The sequence below is a fragment of the Joostella sp. CR20 genome (assembly GCF_038433465.1).
GTDB lineage: Bacteria > Bacteroidota > Bacteroidia > Flavobacteriales > Flavobacteriaceae > Galbibacter.
Genome location: NZ_JAESVF010000005.1, coordinates 88,502 through 103,929 on the forward strand (window position 1 = coordinate 88,502; position 15,428 = coordinate 103,929).

Here is a 15,428-nt window from a genome sequence, read left to right on the forward strand (position 1 = left end):
ATTCGTCTTGCTTCCATAAATAAGGCGATTCAAATTTAAATTGAACACAAACAATGGCAAAAGAAGTTAGTAAAGTAGTTAAACTACAAGTTAGGGGAGGTGCTGCGAATCCGTCGCCACCGGTTGGACCCGCTCTAGGTGCTGCCGGTGTTAACATCATGGAGTTCTGTAAGCAATTTAATGCTCGTACGCAGGACAAGCAAGGTAAAGTATTACCAGTTGTTATCACCGTATACAAAGACAAATCATTTGACTTTGTAATTAAGACACCGCCAGCGGCAGTTCAGCTTTTGGAAGCGGCTAAGGTTAAGAAGGGTTCTGGAGAGCCAAACCGTAAAAAGGTTGCTAGCGTTACTTGGGATCAAGTAAAAGCTATCGCAGAGGACAAAATGCAAGATCTTAATGCGTTTACTGTAGAGTCAGCAATGAGCATGGTAGCAGGAACAGCAAGATCTATGGGATTAACGGTTTCAGGTGATAAGCCTTTTTAAATCTTAAAAGAATCTAGAAATGGCAAAATTAACAAAAAAACAAAAAGAAGCAGTAGTTAAAATCGACAGAAACAAATTGTATTCTGTAGAAGAAGCTTCTCAATTAGTAAAAGATATCACTAACGTTAAGTTTGATGCATCTGTTGATTTGGCAGTACGTTTAGGAGTAGATCCACGTAAAGCTAATCAAATGGTAAGAGGTGTTGTAACGCTTCCTCATGGAACAGGTAAAGATGTTAAAGTTTTAGCATTGGTTACTCCAGATAAAGAAGCTGAAGCAAAAGAAGCTGGAGCTGATTACGTAGGGTTAGATGAGTACTTACAAAAGATAAAAGACGGTTGGACAGATGTTGATGTAATTATCACTATGCCAAGCGTAATGGGTAAATTAGGACCTTTAGGACGTATTTTAGGGCCAAGAGGATTAATGCCTAATCCAAAAACAGGTACAGTTACTATGGATGTAGCTAAAGCTGTAAGTGAAGTAAAAGCTGGTAAAATTGACTTTAAAGTTGATAAAACAGGTATCGTTCATGCGGCTATTGGTAAAGCATCTTTCTCAGCAGATAAAATTGCTGGTAACGCAAACGAATTATTACAAACATTATTAAAATTGAAGCCAACTGCGGCTAAAGGAACTTACGTAAAGAGTATCTTTATTTCTAGTACTATGAGTCCTAGTATTCCTGTAGATCCTAAGGCAGTTTAATTGGCAGTATAAATTTTTTAATCATGACTAGAGAAGAAAAGTTAACGGTAATAGAAGATTTAACTGCGCAGTTAGGTGATAATGGAAATATCTATTTAGCTGATATTTCTGGATTGGATGCTCAAACAACTTCTAACTTACGTAGAGCTTGTTTTAAAGCAAACATCAAACTTGCAGTTGTAAAAAATACATTGCTTGCAAAAGCAATGGAAGCTTCTGATAAAGATTTCGGGGAACTTCCAACAGTGCTTAAAGGAAACACTTCTTTAATGCTTTCTGAAACAGGAAACGCTCCAGCGAAATTAATTAAGGATTTCCGTAAAAAATCAGATAGACCATTACTTAAAGGTGCTTTTATTGAAGAAGCAGTTTATCTTGGAGATGATCAACTAGATAACCTAGTTAACATCAAATCTAAAGAAGAAGTTATTGGAGATATTATCTCATTACTTCAGTCGCCTGCTAAGAATGTTATTAGCGGACTTAAGTCTGGAGGTGGTAAATTAGCTGGTATCCTTAAAACATTATCAGAAAAAGAATCATAAGTAGTACGCACTTAAAACAATTATATTAAAAATTTATTAAAACGATAGAAAATGGCAGATTTAAAAGATTTTGCAGAACAATTAGTTAATTTAACAGTAAAAGAAGTAAACGAATTAGCTGATATCTTAAAAGAAGAATACGGTATCGAACCTGCTGCTGCAGCTGTAGCTGTTGCTGGTGGAGGAGCTGCTGCTGGTGGTGAAGCTGCTGAGGAAAAATCAGAATTTGATGTAATCCTTAAATCAGCTGGAGCGTCTAAATTAGCTGTTGTAAAATTAGTTAAAGAATTAACTGGTTTAGGACTTAAAGAAGCTAAAGAAATAGTTGATAGTGCTCCAAAAGCTATCAAAGAAGGAGTTGCTAAAGACGAGGCTGAAGGTCTTAAGAAGTCTTTAGAAGAAGCTGGTGCAGAGGTAGAATTAAAGTAATTCCACCCTACAGCGCCAAGCTGTACAATATGGTTTAGGTCCTACCCAATTTTATGGGGTAGAGACCTAAACCCTTTTTGCGTATATAAATGTATACGTTTTTTCAATTTTCACTTTAATCAAAATATTGTCCATTGATGTTCACAAATCAGACTGAAAGAATTAATTTCGCCTCTGCAAAGAATACGCCGGCATATCCGGATTTCTTGGACATTCAGATTAAGTCATTCCAGGATTTCTTTCAACTGGAAACTAAATCTGAAGAAAGAGGTAACGAAGGTCTTTATAACACCTTCTTGGAGAACTTCCCCATTACTGATACGCGTAATCAATTTGTACTTGAGTTTTTAGACTACTTTATTGATCCTCCACGTTATTCAATTCAAGAGTGTATTGAAAGAGGATTAACATACAGTGTGCCGTTAAAAGCAAGACTAAAACTATACTGTACAGATCCTGAGCACGAAGATTTTGAAACCATAGTACAGGATGTTTATTTAGGTGTAATTCCTTACATGACGCCTAGTGGTACCTTTGTTATTAACGGAGCGGAACGCGTTGTTGTATCCCAATTACACAGGTCTCCAGGTGTATTCTTTGGTCAATCATTCCATGCGAATGGAACTAAATTGTATTCTGCCAGAGTAATTCCTTTTAAAGGTTCTTGGATAGAATTTGCTACCGATATCAATAGCGTTATGTATGCTTATATCGATAGAAAGAAAAAATTACCTGTTACAACACTTTTCCGTGCTATTGGTTTTGAGCGCGATAAAGATATTCTTGAAATTTTCGATCTTGCTGAAGAAGTAAAAGTTTCTAAAAGTGGATTGAAAAAAGTGTTGGGCAGAAAGTTAGCGGCACGTGTGCTTAAAACTTGGCATGAAGATTTCGTAGATGAGGATACAGGAGAGGTGGTTTCTATTGAACGTAATGAAATCATCTTAGATAGAGATACTGTTCTTGAAAAAGAACACATTGATGAAATAGTAGATACCGATGTTAAAACTATCTTATTACACAAAGAGGATAGCCAAACAGGAGATTATGCTATTATCTATAACACATTACAAAAAGATCCTACAAACTCTGAAAAAGAGGCTGTAGAACACATATACCGTCAATTACGTAATGCTGAACCGCCAGATGAGGAAACAGCAAGAGGTATTATTGACAAATTATTCTTCTCAGATCAACGTTACAACTTAGGTGAAGTAGGTCGTTATAGAATGAATAAAAAGTTAGGCTTGGATATCGAAATGGATAAACAAGTTTTAACAAAAGAAGATATTATTACCATTATCAAATACCTTATTGAGTTAATTAACTCAAAAGCAGAGATTGATGATATCGATCACTTATCTAACCGTCGTGTTAGAACAGTAGGAGAGCAATTATCATCTCAGTTTGGTGTAGGTCTTGCACGTATGGCAAGAACAATTCGTGAGCGTATGAATGTACGTGACAACGAGGTGTTTACACCAATCGATTTGATTAATGCTAAAACATTATCATCGGTAATTAATTCTTTCTTTGGAACAAACCAGTTATCTCAGTTTATGGATCAAACCAATCCGTTAGCAGAGATTACACACAAACGTCGTTTATCTGCATTAGGACCTGGAGGTCTTTCTCGTGAGAGAGCAGGATTCGAGGTGCGTGACGTTCACTATACGCACTACGGACGTCTTTGTCCGATTGAAACACCAGAGGGTCCAAACATTGGTTTGATTTCTTCATTAAGTGTGTTTGCGAAAGTAAACGGTATGGGATTCATCGAAACTCCATATAGAAAGGTTAACGAAGGAAAAGTAGATCTTTCAGAAATACTTTACTTAAGTGCCGAAGAAGAAGAAGAAAAGAAAATAGCACAAGCCAATATTCCATTAGCAAATGATGGAACAATCGATACAGATAAGGTAATTGCACGTATGGAAGGTGACTTCCCAGTTGTAGATCCTGCAGAGGTTCATTACACAGACGTTGCGCCAAACCAAATCGCTTCGATTTCGGCTTCGTTAATTCCTTTCTTAGAGCATGATGATGCGAACCGTGCCTTGATGGGATCTAACATGATGCGCCAGGCAGTTCCATTATTAAGACCAGAGTCTCCAATTGTTGGTACAGGTCTTGAGCGTCAAGTAGCTTCAGATTCTCGTGTTTTAATTAATGCTGAAGGAAATGGAGTTATCGATTACGTAGATGCTTCTAAAATTACTATTAAATACGATAGAACTGAAAATGATAGACTAGTTAGTTTTGATGACGATTTCAAAACCTACGATCTTATTAAATTCAGAAAAACAAACCAAGGTACTTCTATCAACTTAAAACCAATTGTAAGAAAAGGTGATAAAGTTGCTAAAGGACAAGTACTTTGCGAAGGATATGCTACACAACAAGGAGAGCTTGCATTAGGAAGAAACTTACAAGTAGCCTTTATGCCTTGGAAAGGGTATAACTTTGAGGATGCGATTGTAATTTCTGAAAAAGTAGTAAGAGAAGATATCTTTACTTCAATTCATATCGATGAATATTCGTTAGAAGTTAGAGATACCAAGTTAGGAGCAGAAGAGTTAACCAACGATATTCCAAACGTTTCTGAAGAAGCTACAAGAGAGCTTGACGAAAACGGAATGATTCGTATTGGTGCCGAGGTAAAACCTGGAGATATTTTAATTGGTAAGATTACACCAAAAGGTGAGTCAGACCCAACTCCAGAAGAAAAATTACTTCGTGCAATCTTCGGAGATAAAGCTGGAGATGTAAAAGATGCATCATTAAAAGCTTCTCCTTCGTTAAACGGAGTTGTTATCGATAAGAAATTGTTCTCTAGAGCTATTAAAGATAAGCGTAAGAGAGCAAAAGATAAAGAAGATATCGCTAAGTTGGAGTTAGAATTTGAAAGTAAATTCACTGTACTTAAAGATGTATTGGTTGATAAATTATTCTCAATTGTAAACGGAAAAACATCACAAGGTGTATTTAACGATTTAGGTGAAGAAGTATTCCCTAAAGGAAAGAAATATACCCAAAAAATGTTGAATGCTGTTGATGATTTTGCACACTTAGTAAGCGGAACATGGACAACCGACGATGAGACAAATGCACTTATCAACGATCTTCTTCATAACTATAAAATTAAATTAAACGACCTACAAGGAGCGTTACGTAGAGATAAGTTTACTATTTCTGTTGGAGATGAATTACCAGCAGGAATCATGAAACTTGCTAAAGTATACATTGCTAAAAAACGTAAGCTTAAAGTAGGAGATAAAATGGCAGGTCGTCACGGTAACAAAGGTATTGTTGCTCGTATTGTTCGTCAAGAAGATATGCCTTTCTTAGAAGATGGAACACCAGTAGATATCGTATTGAATCCGCTAGGGGTACCATCACGTATGAACATTGGTCAGATTTACGAAACTGTACTTGGATGGGCAGGTAAAAACTTAGGTAAAAAGTTTGCTACGCCAATTTTCGACGGAGCTTCGTTAGACGAAATCAATGAACTTACAGACAAGGCAGGTATTCCAAGATTTGGACACACATATCTTTATGATGGTGGTACAGGAGAGCGTTTCGACCAAGCAGCTACTGTGGGAGTAATTTACATGCTTAAATTAGGACACATGGTAGACGATAAAATGCACGCACGTTCTATCGGGCCATACTCATTAATTACACAGCAACCTTTAGGTGGTAAAGCACAATTTGGAGGTCAGCGTTTTGGTGAGATGGAGGTTTGGGCTCTTGAGGCTTATGGTGCTTCAAGTACGCTTAGAGAAATCTTAACTGTAAAATCTGATGACGTTATTGGTAGAGCTAAAACTTACGAGTCGATCGTTAAGGGAGAGATGATGCCAGAACCAGGATTACCAGAATCATTCAATGTATTAATGCATGAATTGAAGGGTCTTGGATTAGATATCAGATTAGAAGAATAATAATTTTAATGAAGGCACTCGGTACACGCTGAGTGTCTTCCTTAAAAAGGAAATTTAGTTCGAACTTTTATAGTCGAAATATAAAACCCCAAAAGGGTAAATTACACTTAATTCATTATCACCATTTATTATGGCTAGAAATAAAGATAAGAATACAGTACAACAGAGGTTTAACAAGATCTCAATCGGGTTAGCATCTCCAGAGTCTATTTTAGCAGAGTCTAGAGGAGAAGTGCTAAAACCGGAAACCATTAATTACCGTACGCACAAACCAGAACGCGATGGTCTTTTTTGTGAGCGTATTTTTGGGCCTGTTAAAGACTACGAATGTGCTTGTGGAAAATACAAAAGAATACGTTATAAAGGTATTGTATGTGACCGATGTGGTGTTGAAGTTACCGAGAAAAAGGTACGTAGAGATAGAGTAGGACACATCAATTTGGTAGTGCCAGTTGCACACATCTGGTATTTCCGTTCTTTACCAAATAAAATAGGTTACCTTCTTGGATTACCATCTAAGAAGTTAGACATGATTATCTATTACGAGCGTTATGTAGTTATCCAACCAGGAAATGCTACAAATGCTGATGGTGATCCTGTTCAAAAAATGGATTTCTTAACAGAAGAAGAATACCTAAATATTTTAGAATCTCTTCCAACAGAAAACCAATACTTAGAAGACACAGACCCAAATAAGTTTATCGCTAAAATGGGAGCTGAGTGTTTAATCGATTTATTATCAAGAATCGATCTTGACGAACTTTCTTACGAGTTAAGACACAAAGCAAATACCGAAACTTCTAAGCAACGTAAAACGGAAGCATTAAAACGTTTGCAAGTTGTTGAGGCACTTCGTGAGTCTCAAAAGAACAGAGAAAACAATCCAGAGTGGATGATTATGAAAGTAATTCCGGTTATTCCACCAGAATTACGTCCATTAGTACCACTTGACGGAGGGCGTTTTGCAACTTCAGATTTAAATGATTTGTATCGTAGAGTAATCATCAGAAACAATCGTTTAAAACGTTTAATGGAGATTAAAGCACCAGAAGTAATTTTACGTAACGAGAAGCGTATGCTTCAAGAGTCGGTAGATTCTTTATTCGATAACACACGTAAATCTTCTGCTGTAAAAACAGAATCGAATAGACCACTTAAATCACTTTCAGATTCATTAAAAGGAAAACAAGGACGTTTCCGTCAAAACCTTTTAGGTAAACGTGTAGATTATTCAGCACGTTCGGTTATTGTTGTTGGACCAGAAATGAAATTATACGAGTGTGGTCTTCCAAAAAATATGGCAGCCGAGCTGTACAAACCTTTTGTTATTAGAAAATTAATAGAAAGAGGAATTGTAAAAACAGTAAAATCTGCTAAGAAAATTATTGACAAAAGAGAGCCAGTGGTTTGGGATATCTTGGAAAACGTTCTTAAGGGACATCCAGTATTACTAAACCGTGCTCCAACGCTTCACCGTTTGGGTATCCAAGCGTTCCAGCCTAAGTTAATCGAAGGGAAAGCAATCCAGTTACACCCATTAGTGTGTACTGCATTTAACGCCGATTTCGATGGAGACCAGATGGCGGTTCACTTACCATTAGGACCAGAAGCTATTTTGGAAGCACAAATGTTAATGTTGGCATCTCATAATATCTTGAACCCTGCAAATGGTTCGCCAATTACAGTACCATCTCAAGACATGGTTCTTGGATTGTATTATATGACGAAAGCTAGAAAGTCAACTCCAGAGCACCCAATTAAAGGTGAAGGATTAACTTTCTATTCTGCAGACGAGGTTACAATTGCATTCAACGAGAAAAAAGTTGATCTAAACGCAATGGTAAAAGTTCGTGCAAAAGACTTTAACGATAAAGGCGAATTGGTAATGCAAATTATTGAAACTACTGTTGGTAGAATTTTATTCAACCAAGTAGTTCCAGAAAAAGCAGGTTATATCAATGAGGTATTAACCAAAAAATCGCTTAGAGATATTATTGGTAACATTTTAAAAGCTACCGATGTACCTACAACCGCAGACTTCTTAGATAAAATTAAGAGTATGGGGTATAACTTCGCATTCAAAGGAGGTTTATCATTCAGTTTAGGAGATATTATTATTCCTGAAGAAAAACACCCAATGATTGCTGAAGCTAATGAGCAAGTAGACGGAATTATGGCAAATTATAACATGGGTCTTATTACAAATAATGAGCGTTATAATCAGGTAATTGACGTTTGGACTTCTGCCAACGCAATGCTTACAGAACTTGCTATGAAACGTATTCGTGAAGATAACCAAGGATTTAACTCGGTATTCATGATGCTTGACTCTGGAGCGAGGGGATCTAAAGAACAGATTCGTCAGCTTACAGGTATGCGTGGATTGATGGCGAAACCTAAAAAATCGACCGCAGGTGGTGGAGAAATTATTGAGAACCCGATTCTTTCTAACTTTAAAGAAGGACTTTCGATTCTTGAGTACTTTATCTCTACGCACGGTGCTCGTAAAGGTCTTGCCGATACCGCACTTAAAACTGCCGATGCTGGATACTTAACACGTCGTTTGGTAGACGTTTCTCAAGACGTTATCGTAAATACTGAAGATTGTGGTACGTTACGTGGTGTTGAAGTTGAAGCATTGAAAAAGAATGACGAAGTTGTAGAATCTTTAGGAGAACGTATTTTAGGACGTGTTTCTTTACACGATGTTTACGATCCGTTAACGGAAGAATTATTAGTTCGTTCAGGAGAAGAAATTTCAGAAGAAATCGTTAAGAAAATCGACGCCTCTCCAGTAGAGAAAATCGAAGTACGTTCGCCACTTACTTGTGAAGCAAAACAAGGAATTTGTGCGAAATGTTACGGACGTAACCTTGCAACTGGTAAAATGGTTCAACGTGGAGAAGCTGTTGGTGTTGTAGCCGCGCAATCTATTGGAGAGCCTGGAACACAGCTTACACTTCGTACATTCCACGTGGGAGGTATTGCAGGAAACATTTCAGAAGAAAATAAAGTAATCGCTAAATTTAACAGCAAGCTAGAAATCGAAGACCTTAAAACTGTTAAAGGTTCTGATGCTGACGGAAACGAAGTTGATGTTGTAATTTCTAGAACTGCAGAAGTTAAGTTTGTTGACGAGAAAACAGGTATTGTACTTGCTACTAATAACGTTCCTTACGGTTCTCAAATTTTTGTGAAAGAAGGACAAAAAGTAGAAAAAGGAACTGTAATCTGTCAATGGGATCCATATAACGCGGTAATTGTTTCTGAATTCTCAGGAAAAATTGCTTACGAAAATATCGATCAAGGGGTTACTTACCAAGTAGAAATTGATGAGCAAACAGGATTCCAAGAGAAAGTAATTTCTGAATCTAGAAACAAAAAATTAATTCCTACGCTTTTAATTAAAGACGCTAAAGGAGAAACTTTACGTTCGTACAACTTACCTGTTGGAGCCCACATTATGGTAGACAACAACGAGAAAATTGCCGAAGGTAAAGTATTAGTTAAGATTCCTAGAAGATCTTCTAAAGCAGGGGATATTACAGGAGGTCTTCCGAGAGTTACCGAGCTTTTCGAAGCACGTAACCCTTCTAACCCAGCAGTTGTTACCGAGATTGACGGAGTTGTTTCTTTCGGAAAAATTAAAAGAGGTAACCGCGAGATTATTGTAGAGTCTAAATTAGGAGATATTAAAAAGTATTTGGTGAAATTATCTAACCAAATTCTTGTTCAGGAGAACGATTACGTTCGTGCTGGTATGCCGCTTTCAGACGGTTCGATCACTCCAGAAGATATCTTAAGAATTAAAGGCCCATCTGCAGTACAGCAATACTTAGTAAACGAAGTACAGGAGGTATACCGTTTACAAGGGGTGAAAATTAACGATAAGCACTTTGAGGTAGTAGTACGTCAAATGATGCGTAAAGTTAATATTCAAGATTCTGGAGATACTACATTCTTAGAGCAACAATTAGTTCATAAAGACGATTTCATTGAAGAAAATGACAGAATCTTTGGAATGAAAGTTATCGAAGATGCAGGAGATTCAGATACGCTTAGAGCAGGACAAATTGTTTCGCCTCGTGAGTTAAGAGATGAAAATTCGATCTTAAGAAGAGCAGATAAACAATTGGTAATTGCAAGAGATGCTGTACCAGCAGTAGCAACACCAATTTTACAAGGTATTACAAGAGCGTCGTTACAAACAAAATCGTTTATCTCGGCAGCATCGTTCCAAGAAACTACAAAAGTATTGAACGAAGCAGCAGTAAGCGGTAAAGTTGATGATCTTGAAGGATTAAAAGAAAACGTAATTGTTGGACACAGAATTCCAGCTGGTACTGGTATGAGAGATTACGATAACATTATCGTAGGATCTAAAGAAGAGTACAACGAGATTATGGCTAGCAAACAGCAGCACGTTAACTTTTAAGGATACTTAATATAGAATAGCAAAACCCCAAAGAAATTTTTCTTTGGGGTTTTCTTTTTTAAAAACTATTTTTACTGAAGTTTGATTTGGGAGCATTCTCAACAAACTTTCAAATTTTAAACATATACAATGAGTGATCAAAACGACCAAAAGAAAAATCAAATCAATATAGAATTAGACGATGCTACTGCGGAAGGAACTTACGCAAACCTTGCTATTATCAATCATTCGGTATCGGAGTTTGTGGTAGATTATGTGAGTATTATGCCTGGACGTCCAAAGGCAAAAGTGAAAAGTAGAATTATTTTAACACCGCAACACGCCAAACGTTTTTTAAAGGCTTTAGCTGATAATGTAAACCGATTTGAGCAAGCACACGGGGAGATTAAAGATTACGAGCAACCTCCAATGCCATTGAACTTCGGTCCAACTGGAGAGGCTTAATGTTTACATTTGTTAAAGTATTGAATTGTTTAATCGCTTAATTTTTCAATTTAACAATTAACCGATTTTAATTGTTAATCAGGATGCGATGTCTCGACTCTGCCTGTCTGCCGACAAAGGCAGGCTCGACATGACTGCTTTCTTAAGTGTAGTTTTCATTTAGACGGAATAGAGAAAGTTTCATTTGTTAAAGTGTTGAATTGTTTAATCGTATAATCTTTCAATCTTTCAATTCAACAAATTAGACAACATAAAATCCGCTTGCGTAACCTGCTAGCCCCGATTGAGCCAAATACCGTGTATGGGCGAAAGCCTGCCTGACGGTAGGCAGGCGGGTAACAGTTTTAGATTTTTACGCTTGCTTAAGTGCTACTAAAAATAAAATAGCAATACATAAAAAATGCGTTTAGATTTTATACTTCTAAACGCATTTTTTATTTTATAAAGAAATTGTTAGTTGCTCAAAACAGAGTTTAGAATGGTTGAAGGGTTGGAACGTACGTTGTTTTCGGTGTCTTCAACAATATTAAAAAGTCCGTCGGTAAGTTGTTTTGTTACCGCATCGGTTAAAATATCGGAGGTGTTATTTGTTGTGGTGCTAGTGCCAAGAACGCTTCCTAAAATGGAGTTTAGAGAGCTCGAGTTTGCTCCTAAAGCGTTATTTAAAAGGTCGTTTACACCAAGTGCTTCTGTTTTTTGAGAAACGACTGGAGTGATAGCGTTGATTAAATCGGTATAAGTTTTGTCTTTTAAATACGATGTTGCAGCGCCTTTTCCTCCAGAAATAATCGAAATAGCATCTTGAGCAGTCATTTCGTTAATGGCTTTGGTAACGATAGGTTTTGCGGTAGTAATAGATGCATTTGCGATGTCGCTAATGAGCGCTTGCTCTTTTTCTACAATACTCGACAAACCTAAAGAAGTAAGTTTGCTGTTAATGTCTTTTAGTTGTTGTGGCATGGCCGCATCAATAAGGGCATTGGTCATGAACTCGTTTGAATCACCAAAAACGGAAAAAGCTTCTTGGGTTCCGTTGTTTAAAACCGATTGCACGGTATTTAATGGAATGTTGCTGTTTTGAGTTGTTGTTCCGCCAGTATTTAAACTTGTGCAATTGGTAAGTAAAACTGATGTTGCCAATAAAGAGGCCATTACTATTTTCTTCATTTTTTCAATTTTTTAGAGCACAAAAGTACATTACTTTTTATAGGCTCGTAATTTTTTATGATAATTTTCTATAATCGTTTTTCAAGCTCGATAATTTCTAAGTATTTTATTTGTTCGCCATCGATTACAAATCGCAACATGGTTCTAACTTTATGAAATCCATGTTTTCCTGCTGCGCCAGGATTCATGTGTAATAAATTCAGTTTTTTATCCCACATTACTTTTAGGATATGCGAGTGTCCGCAGATAAATAGTTTTGGAGGATTTTTAATGATTTCATCTTTAATTCTACGGTCGTATTTATTTGGATATCCGCCGATATGAGTTATCCATACATCAACTCCTTCACAAAAAAAACGATTGTTTTCTGGAAATTCTACGCGCGCTTTATCGTCGTCAATGTTACCATAAACACCCCTTAAAGGTTTGAGTTTTTTAAGAGTATCGGTCACATCAAGACTTCCAATATCTCCTGCATGCCAAACTTCATCGGCTTGTTTTACATACTTCAAGATGGCATCATCAATATAACTGTGTGTGTCTGAAAGCAAAAGAATTTTTCGCATAAAAAATAAAGGTCAAATATGTTTTTAAGGCTTTTAATACCCCATTTCAAAAATAAAATACTCCCGTTAAAATGAGTATCTTTGTAGCTTGTTACAAAAATAGCATTTTGATTTGAGATATTTTTTGGAGCTTTCTTATAACGGTAGGCATTACCACGGGTGGCAAAATCAGCCCAACGCAATTTCTGTACAAGAAGTTTTAGAAAAAGCCCTTTCAATACTTCTGCGTTCGGATATTAGTATTATGGGCGCTGGAAGAACCGATTCTGGAGTACATGCCAAACAAATGTATGCTCATTTTGATACTGAAGAAACACTCGACACCGAGGTTCTAACCCATAAAATGAATAGTTTTTTACCTGAAGATATTGCGATAAAAACTATTTTTAAGGTAACAGAGGAAGCGCATGCACGTTTTGACGCTACTCAACGAAGCTATGAGTATTGGTTGGTACAAGAGAAAAATCCGTTTTTAAATGAATATGCACATTTTGTAAAAGTCAATTTGGATGTTGACGCGATGAATTGTGCTGCTGAAGAATTGTTAAAGCATAAAGATTTTCAATGCTTTTCTAAATCAAACACAGATGTAAAAACATATCTTTGCGATGTACGAAAAGCAATATGGGTTCGAGAGAAAGACATGTTAGTTTTTCATATTACGGCCGACAGATTTTTAAGAAATATGGTGCGTGCTATTGTAGGAACATTGCTGGATGTTGGACTCGGAAAAATATCACAAACCGACCTCGTACAAATTATAAATAGTAAAGATAGGAGTAATGCAGGTGCTTCGGTGCCAGCACACGGTCTTTATCTTACAGAGGTAGTTTACCCAGATTCAATTAATAAAATTAATGAGTAAAGATACAACAGGAAATTCATTCGATTTAGGCTTGTTTAAGCGTTTAATGCGCTATACAAAACCCTACCGTATAACTTTTATTGGCGTTGCTTTTGCGGCAATTTCACTTTCAATATTTTCTTCTGTTCGTCCAATTTTACTTAAATATACCATTGACGATTATGTGCTTTCTAAAGATAGCCACGGACTATTAATGTTTGTGGTTTACATGACCATTGTGTTGTTTTTAGAAGTAATTAGTCAACTCTCATTTATATACTATGCAAACTGGTTAGGGCAGTCGGTTATTCAAGATATTCGTGTAAAACTCTTTAAGCATATGTTGAGTTTTAGAATGAAGTATTTTGACAGTTCTTCCGTAGGAATATTGGTAACAAGAGCTGTAAGTGATATTGAGCGTATCGCCGCTATTTTTAGTGATGGCCTTTTTATGATTGTGAGCGATTTACTGAAAATGATTACCGTTGCAGGCGTAATGTTGTATTTCGATTGGAAACTGTCGCTTATTGTATTTGCTGTATTACCATTAATGCTTTATGCTACGCGTTTGTTTCAAAAGGCGATGAAAAAAGCTTTTATTGAAGTAAGGAAACAAGTTTCTAATTTGAATTCGTTTGTGCAAGAGCGACTTACAGGAATGAAAATTGTACAACTTTTCGTTAGAGAAAAAGAGGAGTACGAAGAGTTTAAAGTAATCAACGAAAAGCACAAAAAAGCGTGGATTAATACGGTTTGGTACAACTCAATTTTTATTGCAGTTGTAGAGCTTATGTCGTCTATAACCACTGGATTAATTGTTTGGTTTGGAGGGTTAAGAGCTGTAATGGACGGTGCGAGTGACTTAGGGAATATTTTTATGTTCATCATGTTGTCGTCTATGATTTTTAGACCCTTACGACAAATTGCCGATAAGTTTAACACCTTGCAAATGGGGATGGTTGCTGCCAATAGAGTGTTTGATATTTTGGATACCAATAGTAAAATTGAAAACAAAGGAACACTCACTGCAGCTAATTTAAAAGGAGATTTAGCTTTTAAAAATGTACGCTTTGGTTATATTGAAAATGAAGAAGTTTTACACGGAATTTCATTTGAAGCTAAACCTGGAGAAACCATTGCCATTGTAGGAGCTACGGGTGCAGGAAAATCGACAATTATAAATTTGTTAAACAGATTTTACGATATCAATTCAGGAGAAATTGAAGTAGACGGAATCAATATCAACAATTTTACTTTACAATCGTTGCGTTCGCAAATAGCGGTGGTATTACAAGATGTATTTTTATTTGCTGATACAATTTTGAATAATATCACTTTAAACGACCCTTCAATAAAAGAAGAAACTGTTATACAAGCAGCAAAAGATATCGGGATTCATAAATTTATAAAGAGTTTACCTGGCGGATATCATTACAATGTTAAAGAAAGAGGAAGTATGCTTTCAAGTGGTCAGCGTCAGTTGATTTCGTTTTTACGTGCTTATGTGAGCAATCCTAGTATTTTAGTTTTGGATGAAGCAACTTCGTCGGTTGATGGATATTCAGAAAAACTTATTCAAAAAGCTACCGATAAAATTACAAAAGGAAGGACCTCGATTGTTATTGCTCACCGTTTGGCAACAGTAAAAAAAGCTGATAGGATATTGGTTATGGATGCTGGAAAAATTGTGGAAGCCGGTACACACGAAGAATTACTTAAACAAGACAATGGGTATTACCGTAATTTGTACGAAGTGCAATTTATGGCAGAGGAAGCTCTTTAATTCAATAGTTAGCAAATATTTGATGAAGAACTGTAACTACATAATTATTATTATTCTGATTTTAAGTT

Annotated in this window: 11 protein-coding genes; 9 read left to right on the top strand and 2 right to left on the bottom strand. The window is 36.4% G+C overall.

Annotated elements, in window-relative coordinates:
• Positions 1–53 precede the first annotated feature (53 nt).
• The 7 genes from rplK to JMA43_RS08685 all read left to right on the top strand — a co-directional run bounded on the left by rplK (position 54) and on the right by JMA43_RS08685 (position 11,000).
• Positions 54–491, top strand: coding sequence for a 50S ribosomal protein L11 (gene rplK / locus JMA43_RS08655; RefSeq protein ID WP_342156096.1), 438 nt, complete (start codon positions 54–56; stop codon positions 489–491).
• Between the two features lie 19 nt (positions 492–510).
• Entirely contained in the window at positions 511–1,200 is a 690-nt protein-coding gene (gene rplA / locus JMA43_RS08660) for a 50S ribosomal protein L1 (RefSeq protein ID WP_342156097.1), read from the top strand.
• A 23-nt stretch (positions 1,201–1,223) separates the two neighbouring features.
• Positions 1,224–1,745 (top strand): 50S ribosomal protein L10, encoded by a 522-nt coding sequence (gene rplJ / locus JMA43_RS08665; protein ID WP_342156098.1) that lies wholly within the window; start codon positions 1,224–1,226, stop codon positions 1,743–1,745.
• A 51-nt stretch (positions 1,746–1,796) separates the two neighbouring features.
• Positions 1,797–2,174 (top strand): 50S ribosomal protein L7/L12, encoded by a 378-nt coding sequence (gene rplL, locus JMA43_RS08670; RefSeq protein WP_342156099.1) that lies wholly within the window; start codon positions 1,797–1,799, stop codon positions 2,172–2,174.
• A 137-nt stretch (positions 2,175–2,311) separates the two neighbouring features.
• Positions 2,312–6,121 carry a DNA-directed RNA polymerase subunit beta gene (gene rpoB, locus JMA43_RS08675; RefSeq protein WP_342156100.1) on the top strand — a complete coding sequence of 1,270 codons (3,810 nt, stop codon included), beginning with the start codon at positions 2,312–2,314 and terminating at the stop codon, positions 6,119–6,121.
• A 130-nt stretch (positions 6,122–6,251) separates the two neighbouring features.
• On the top strand, positions 6,252–10,556 hold the full coding sequence (gene rpoC, locus JMA43_RS08680) for a DNA-directed RNA polymerase subunit beta' (protein ID WP_342156101.1): 4,305 nt from the start codon (positions 6,252–6,254) through the stop codon (positions 10,554–10,556).
• A gap of 129 nt (positions 10,557–10,685) precedes the next feature.
• On the top strand, positions 10,686–11,000 hold the full coding sequence (locus JMA43_RS08685) for a DUF3467 domain-containing protein (RefSeq protein ID WP_342156102.1): 315 nt from the start codon (positions 10,686–10,688) through the stop codon (positions 10,998–11,000).
• Between the two features lie 453 nt (positions 11,001–11,453).
• Here the strand turns inward: JMA43_RS08685 and JMA43_RS08690 are convergent, their stop codons facing one another.
• Together JMA43_RS08690 and JMA43_RS08695 are read right to left on the bottom strand one after the other, a co-directional pair.
• The gene (locus JMA43_RS08690) at positions 11,454–12,167 is read right to left on the bottom strand and encodes a DUF4197 domain-containing protein (RefSeq protein WP_342156103.1); all 714 of its coding nucleotides are present in this window, start codon (positions 12,165–12,167) and stop codon (positions 11,454–11,456) included.
• 68 nt (positions 12,168–12,235) lie between these two features.
• Complete coding sequence (locus JMA43_RS08695; RefSeq protein ID WP_342156104.1) at positions 12,236–12,733, bottom strand: metallophosphoesterase family protein; 498 nt, start codon at positions 12,731–12,733, stop codon at positions 12,236–12,238.
• A gap of 112 nt (positions 12,734–12,845) precedes the next feature.
• On the opposite strand from JMA43_RS08695, the gene truA reads away from it, so the two are divergent.
• On the top strand, positions 12,846–13,598 hold the full coding sequence (gene truA, locus JMA43_RS08700) for a tRNA pseudouridine(38-40) synthase TruA (protein ID WP_342156105.1): 753 nt from the start codon (positions 12,846–12,848) through the stop codon (positions 13,596–13,598).
• The gene (locus tag JMA43_RS08705; protein ID WP_342156106.1) at positions 13,591–15,360 is read left to right on the top strand and encodes an ABC transporter ATP-binding protein; all 1,770 of its coding nucleotides are present in this window, start codon (positions 13,591–13,593) and stop codon (positions 15,358–15,360) included. The genes truA and JMA43_RS08705 overlap by 8 nt, the downstream gene beginning before the upstream one ends.
• The last annotated feature ends 68 nt before the right edge of the window (positions 15,361–15,428 follow it).

What these genes read in the sequence shown, in the direction of transcription:
- JMA43_RS08685 (WP_342156102.1), top strand. Translation starts at nt 10,686, where the DNA reads ATGAGTGATCAAAACGACCAAAAGAAAAATCAAATCAATATAGAATTA.
- JMA43_RS08705 (WP_342156106.1), top strand. Translation starts at nt 13,591, where the DNA reads ATGAGTAAAGATACAACAGGAAATTCATTCGATTTAGGCTTGTTTAAG.
- rpoC (WP_342156101.1), top strand. Translation starts at nt 6,252, where the DNA reads ATGGCTAGAAATAAAGATAAGAATACAGTACAACAGAGGTTTAACAAG.
- rplL (WP_342156099.1), top strand. Translation starts at nt 1,797, where the DNA reads ATGGCAGATTTAAAAGATTTTGCAGAACAATTAGTTAATTTAACAGTA.
- rplA (WP_342156097.1), top strand. Translation starts at nt 511, where the DNA reads ATGGCAAAATTAACAAAAAAACAAAAAGAAGCAGTAGTTAAAATCGAC.
- rplK (WP_342156096.1), top strand. Translation starts at nt 54, where the DNA reads ATGGCAAAAGAAGTTAGTAAAGTAGTTAAACTACAAGTTAGGGGAGGT.
- JMA43_RS08690 (WP_342156103.1), bottom strand. Translation starts at nt 12,167, where the DNA reads ATGAAGAAAATAGTAATGGCCTCTTTATTGGCAACATCAGTTTTACTT.
- rpoB (WP_342156100.1), top strand. Translation starts at nt 2,312, where the DNA reads ATGTTCACAAATCAGACTGAAAGAATTAATTTCGCCTCTGCAAAGAAT.
- rplJ (WP_342156098.1), top strand. Translation starts at nt 1,224, where the DNA reads ATGACTAGAGAAGAAAAGTTAACGGTAATAGAAGATTTAACTGCGCAG.
- JMA43_RS08695 (WP_342156104.1), bottom strand. Translation starts at nt 12,733, where the DNA reads ATGCGAAAAATTCTTTTGCTTTCAGACACACACAGTTATATTGATGAT.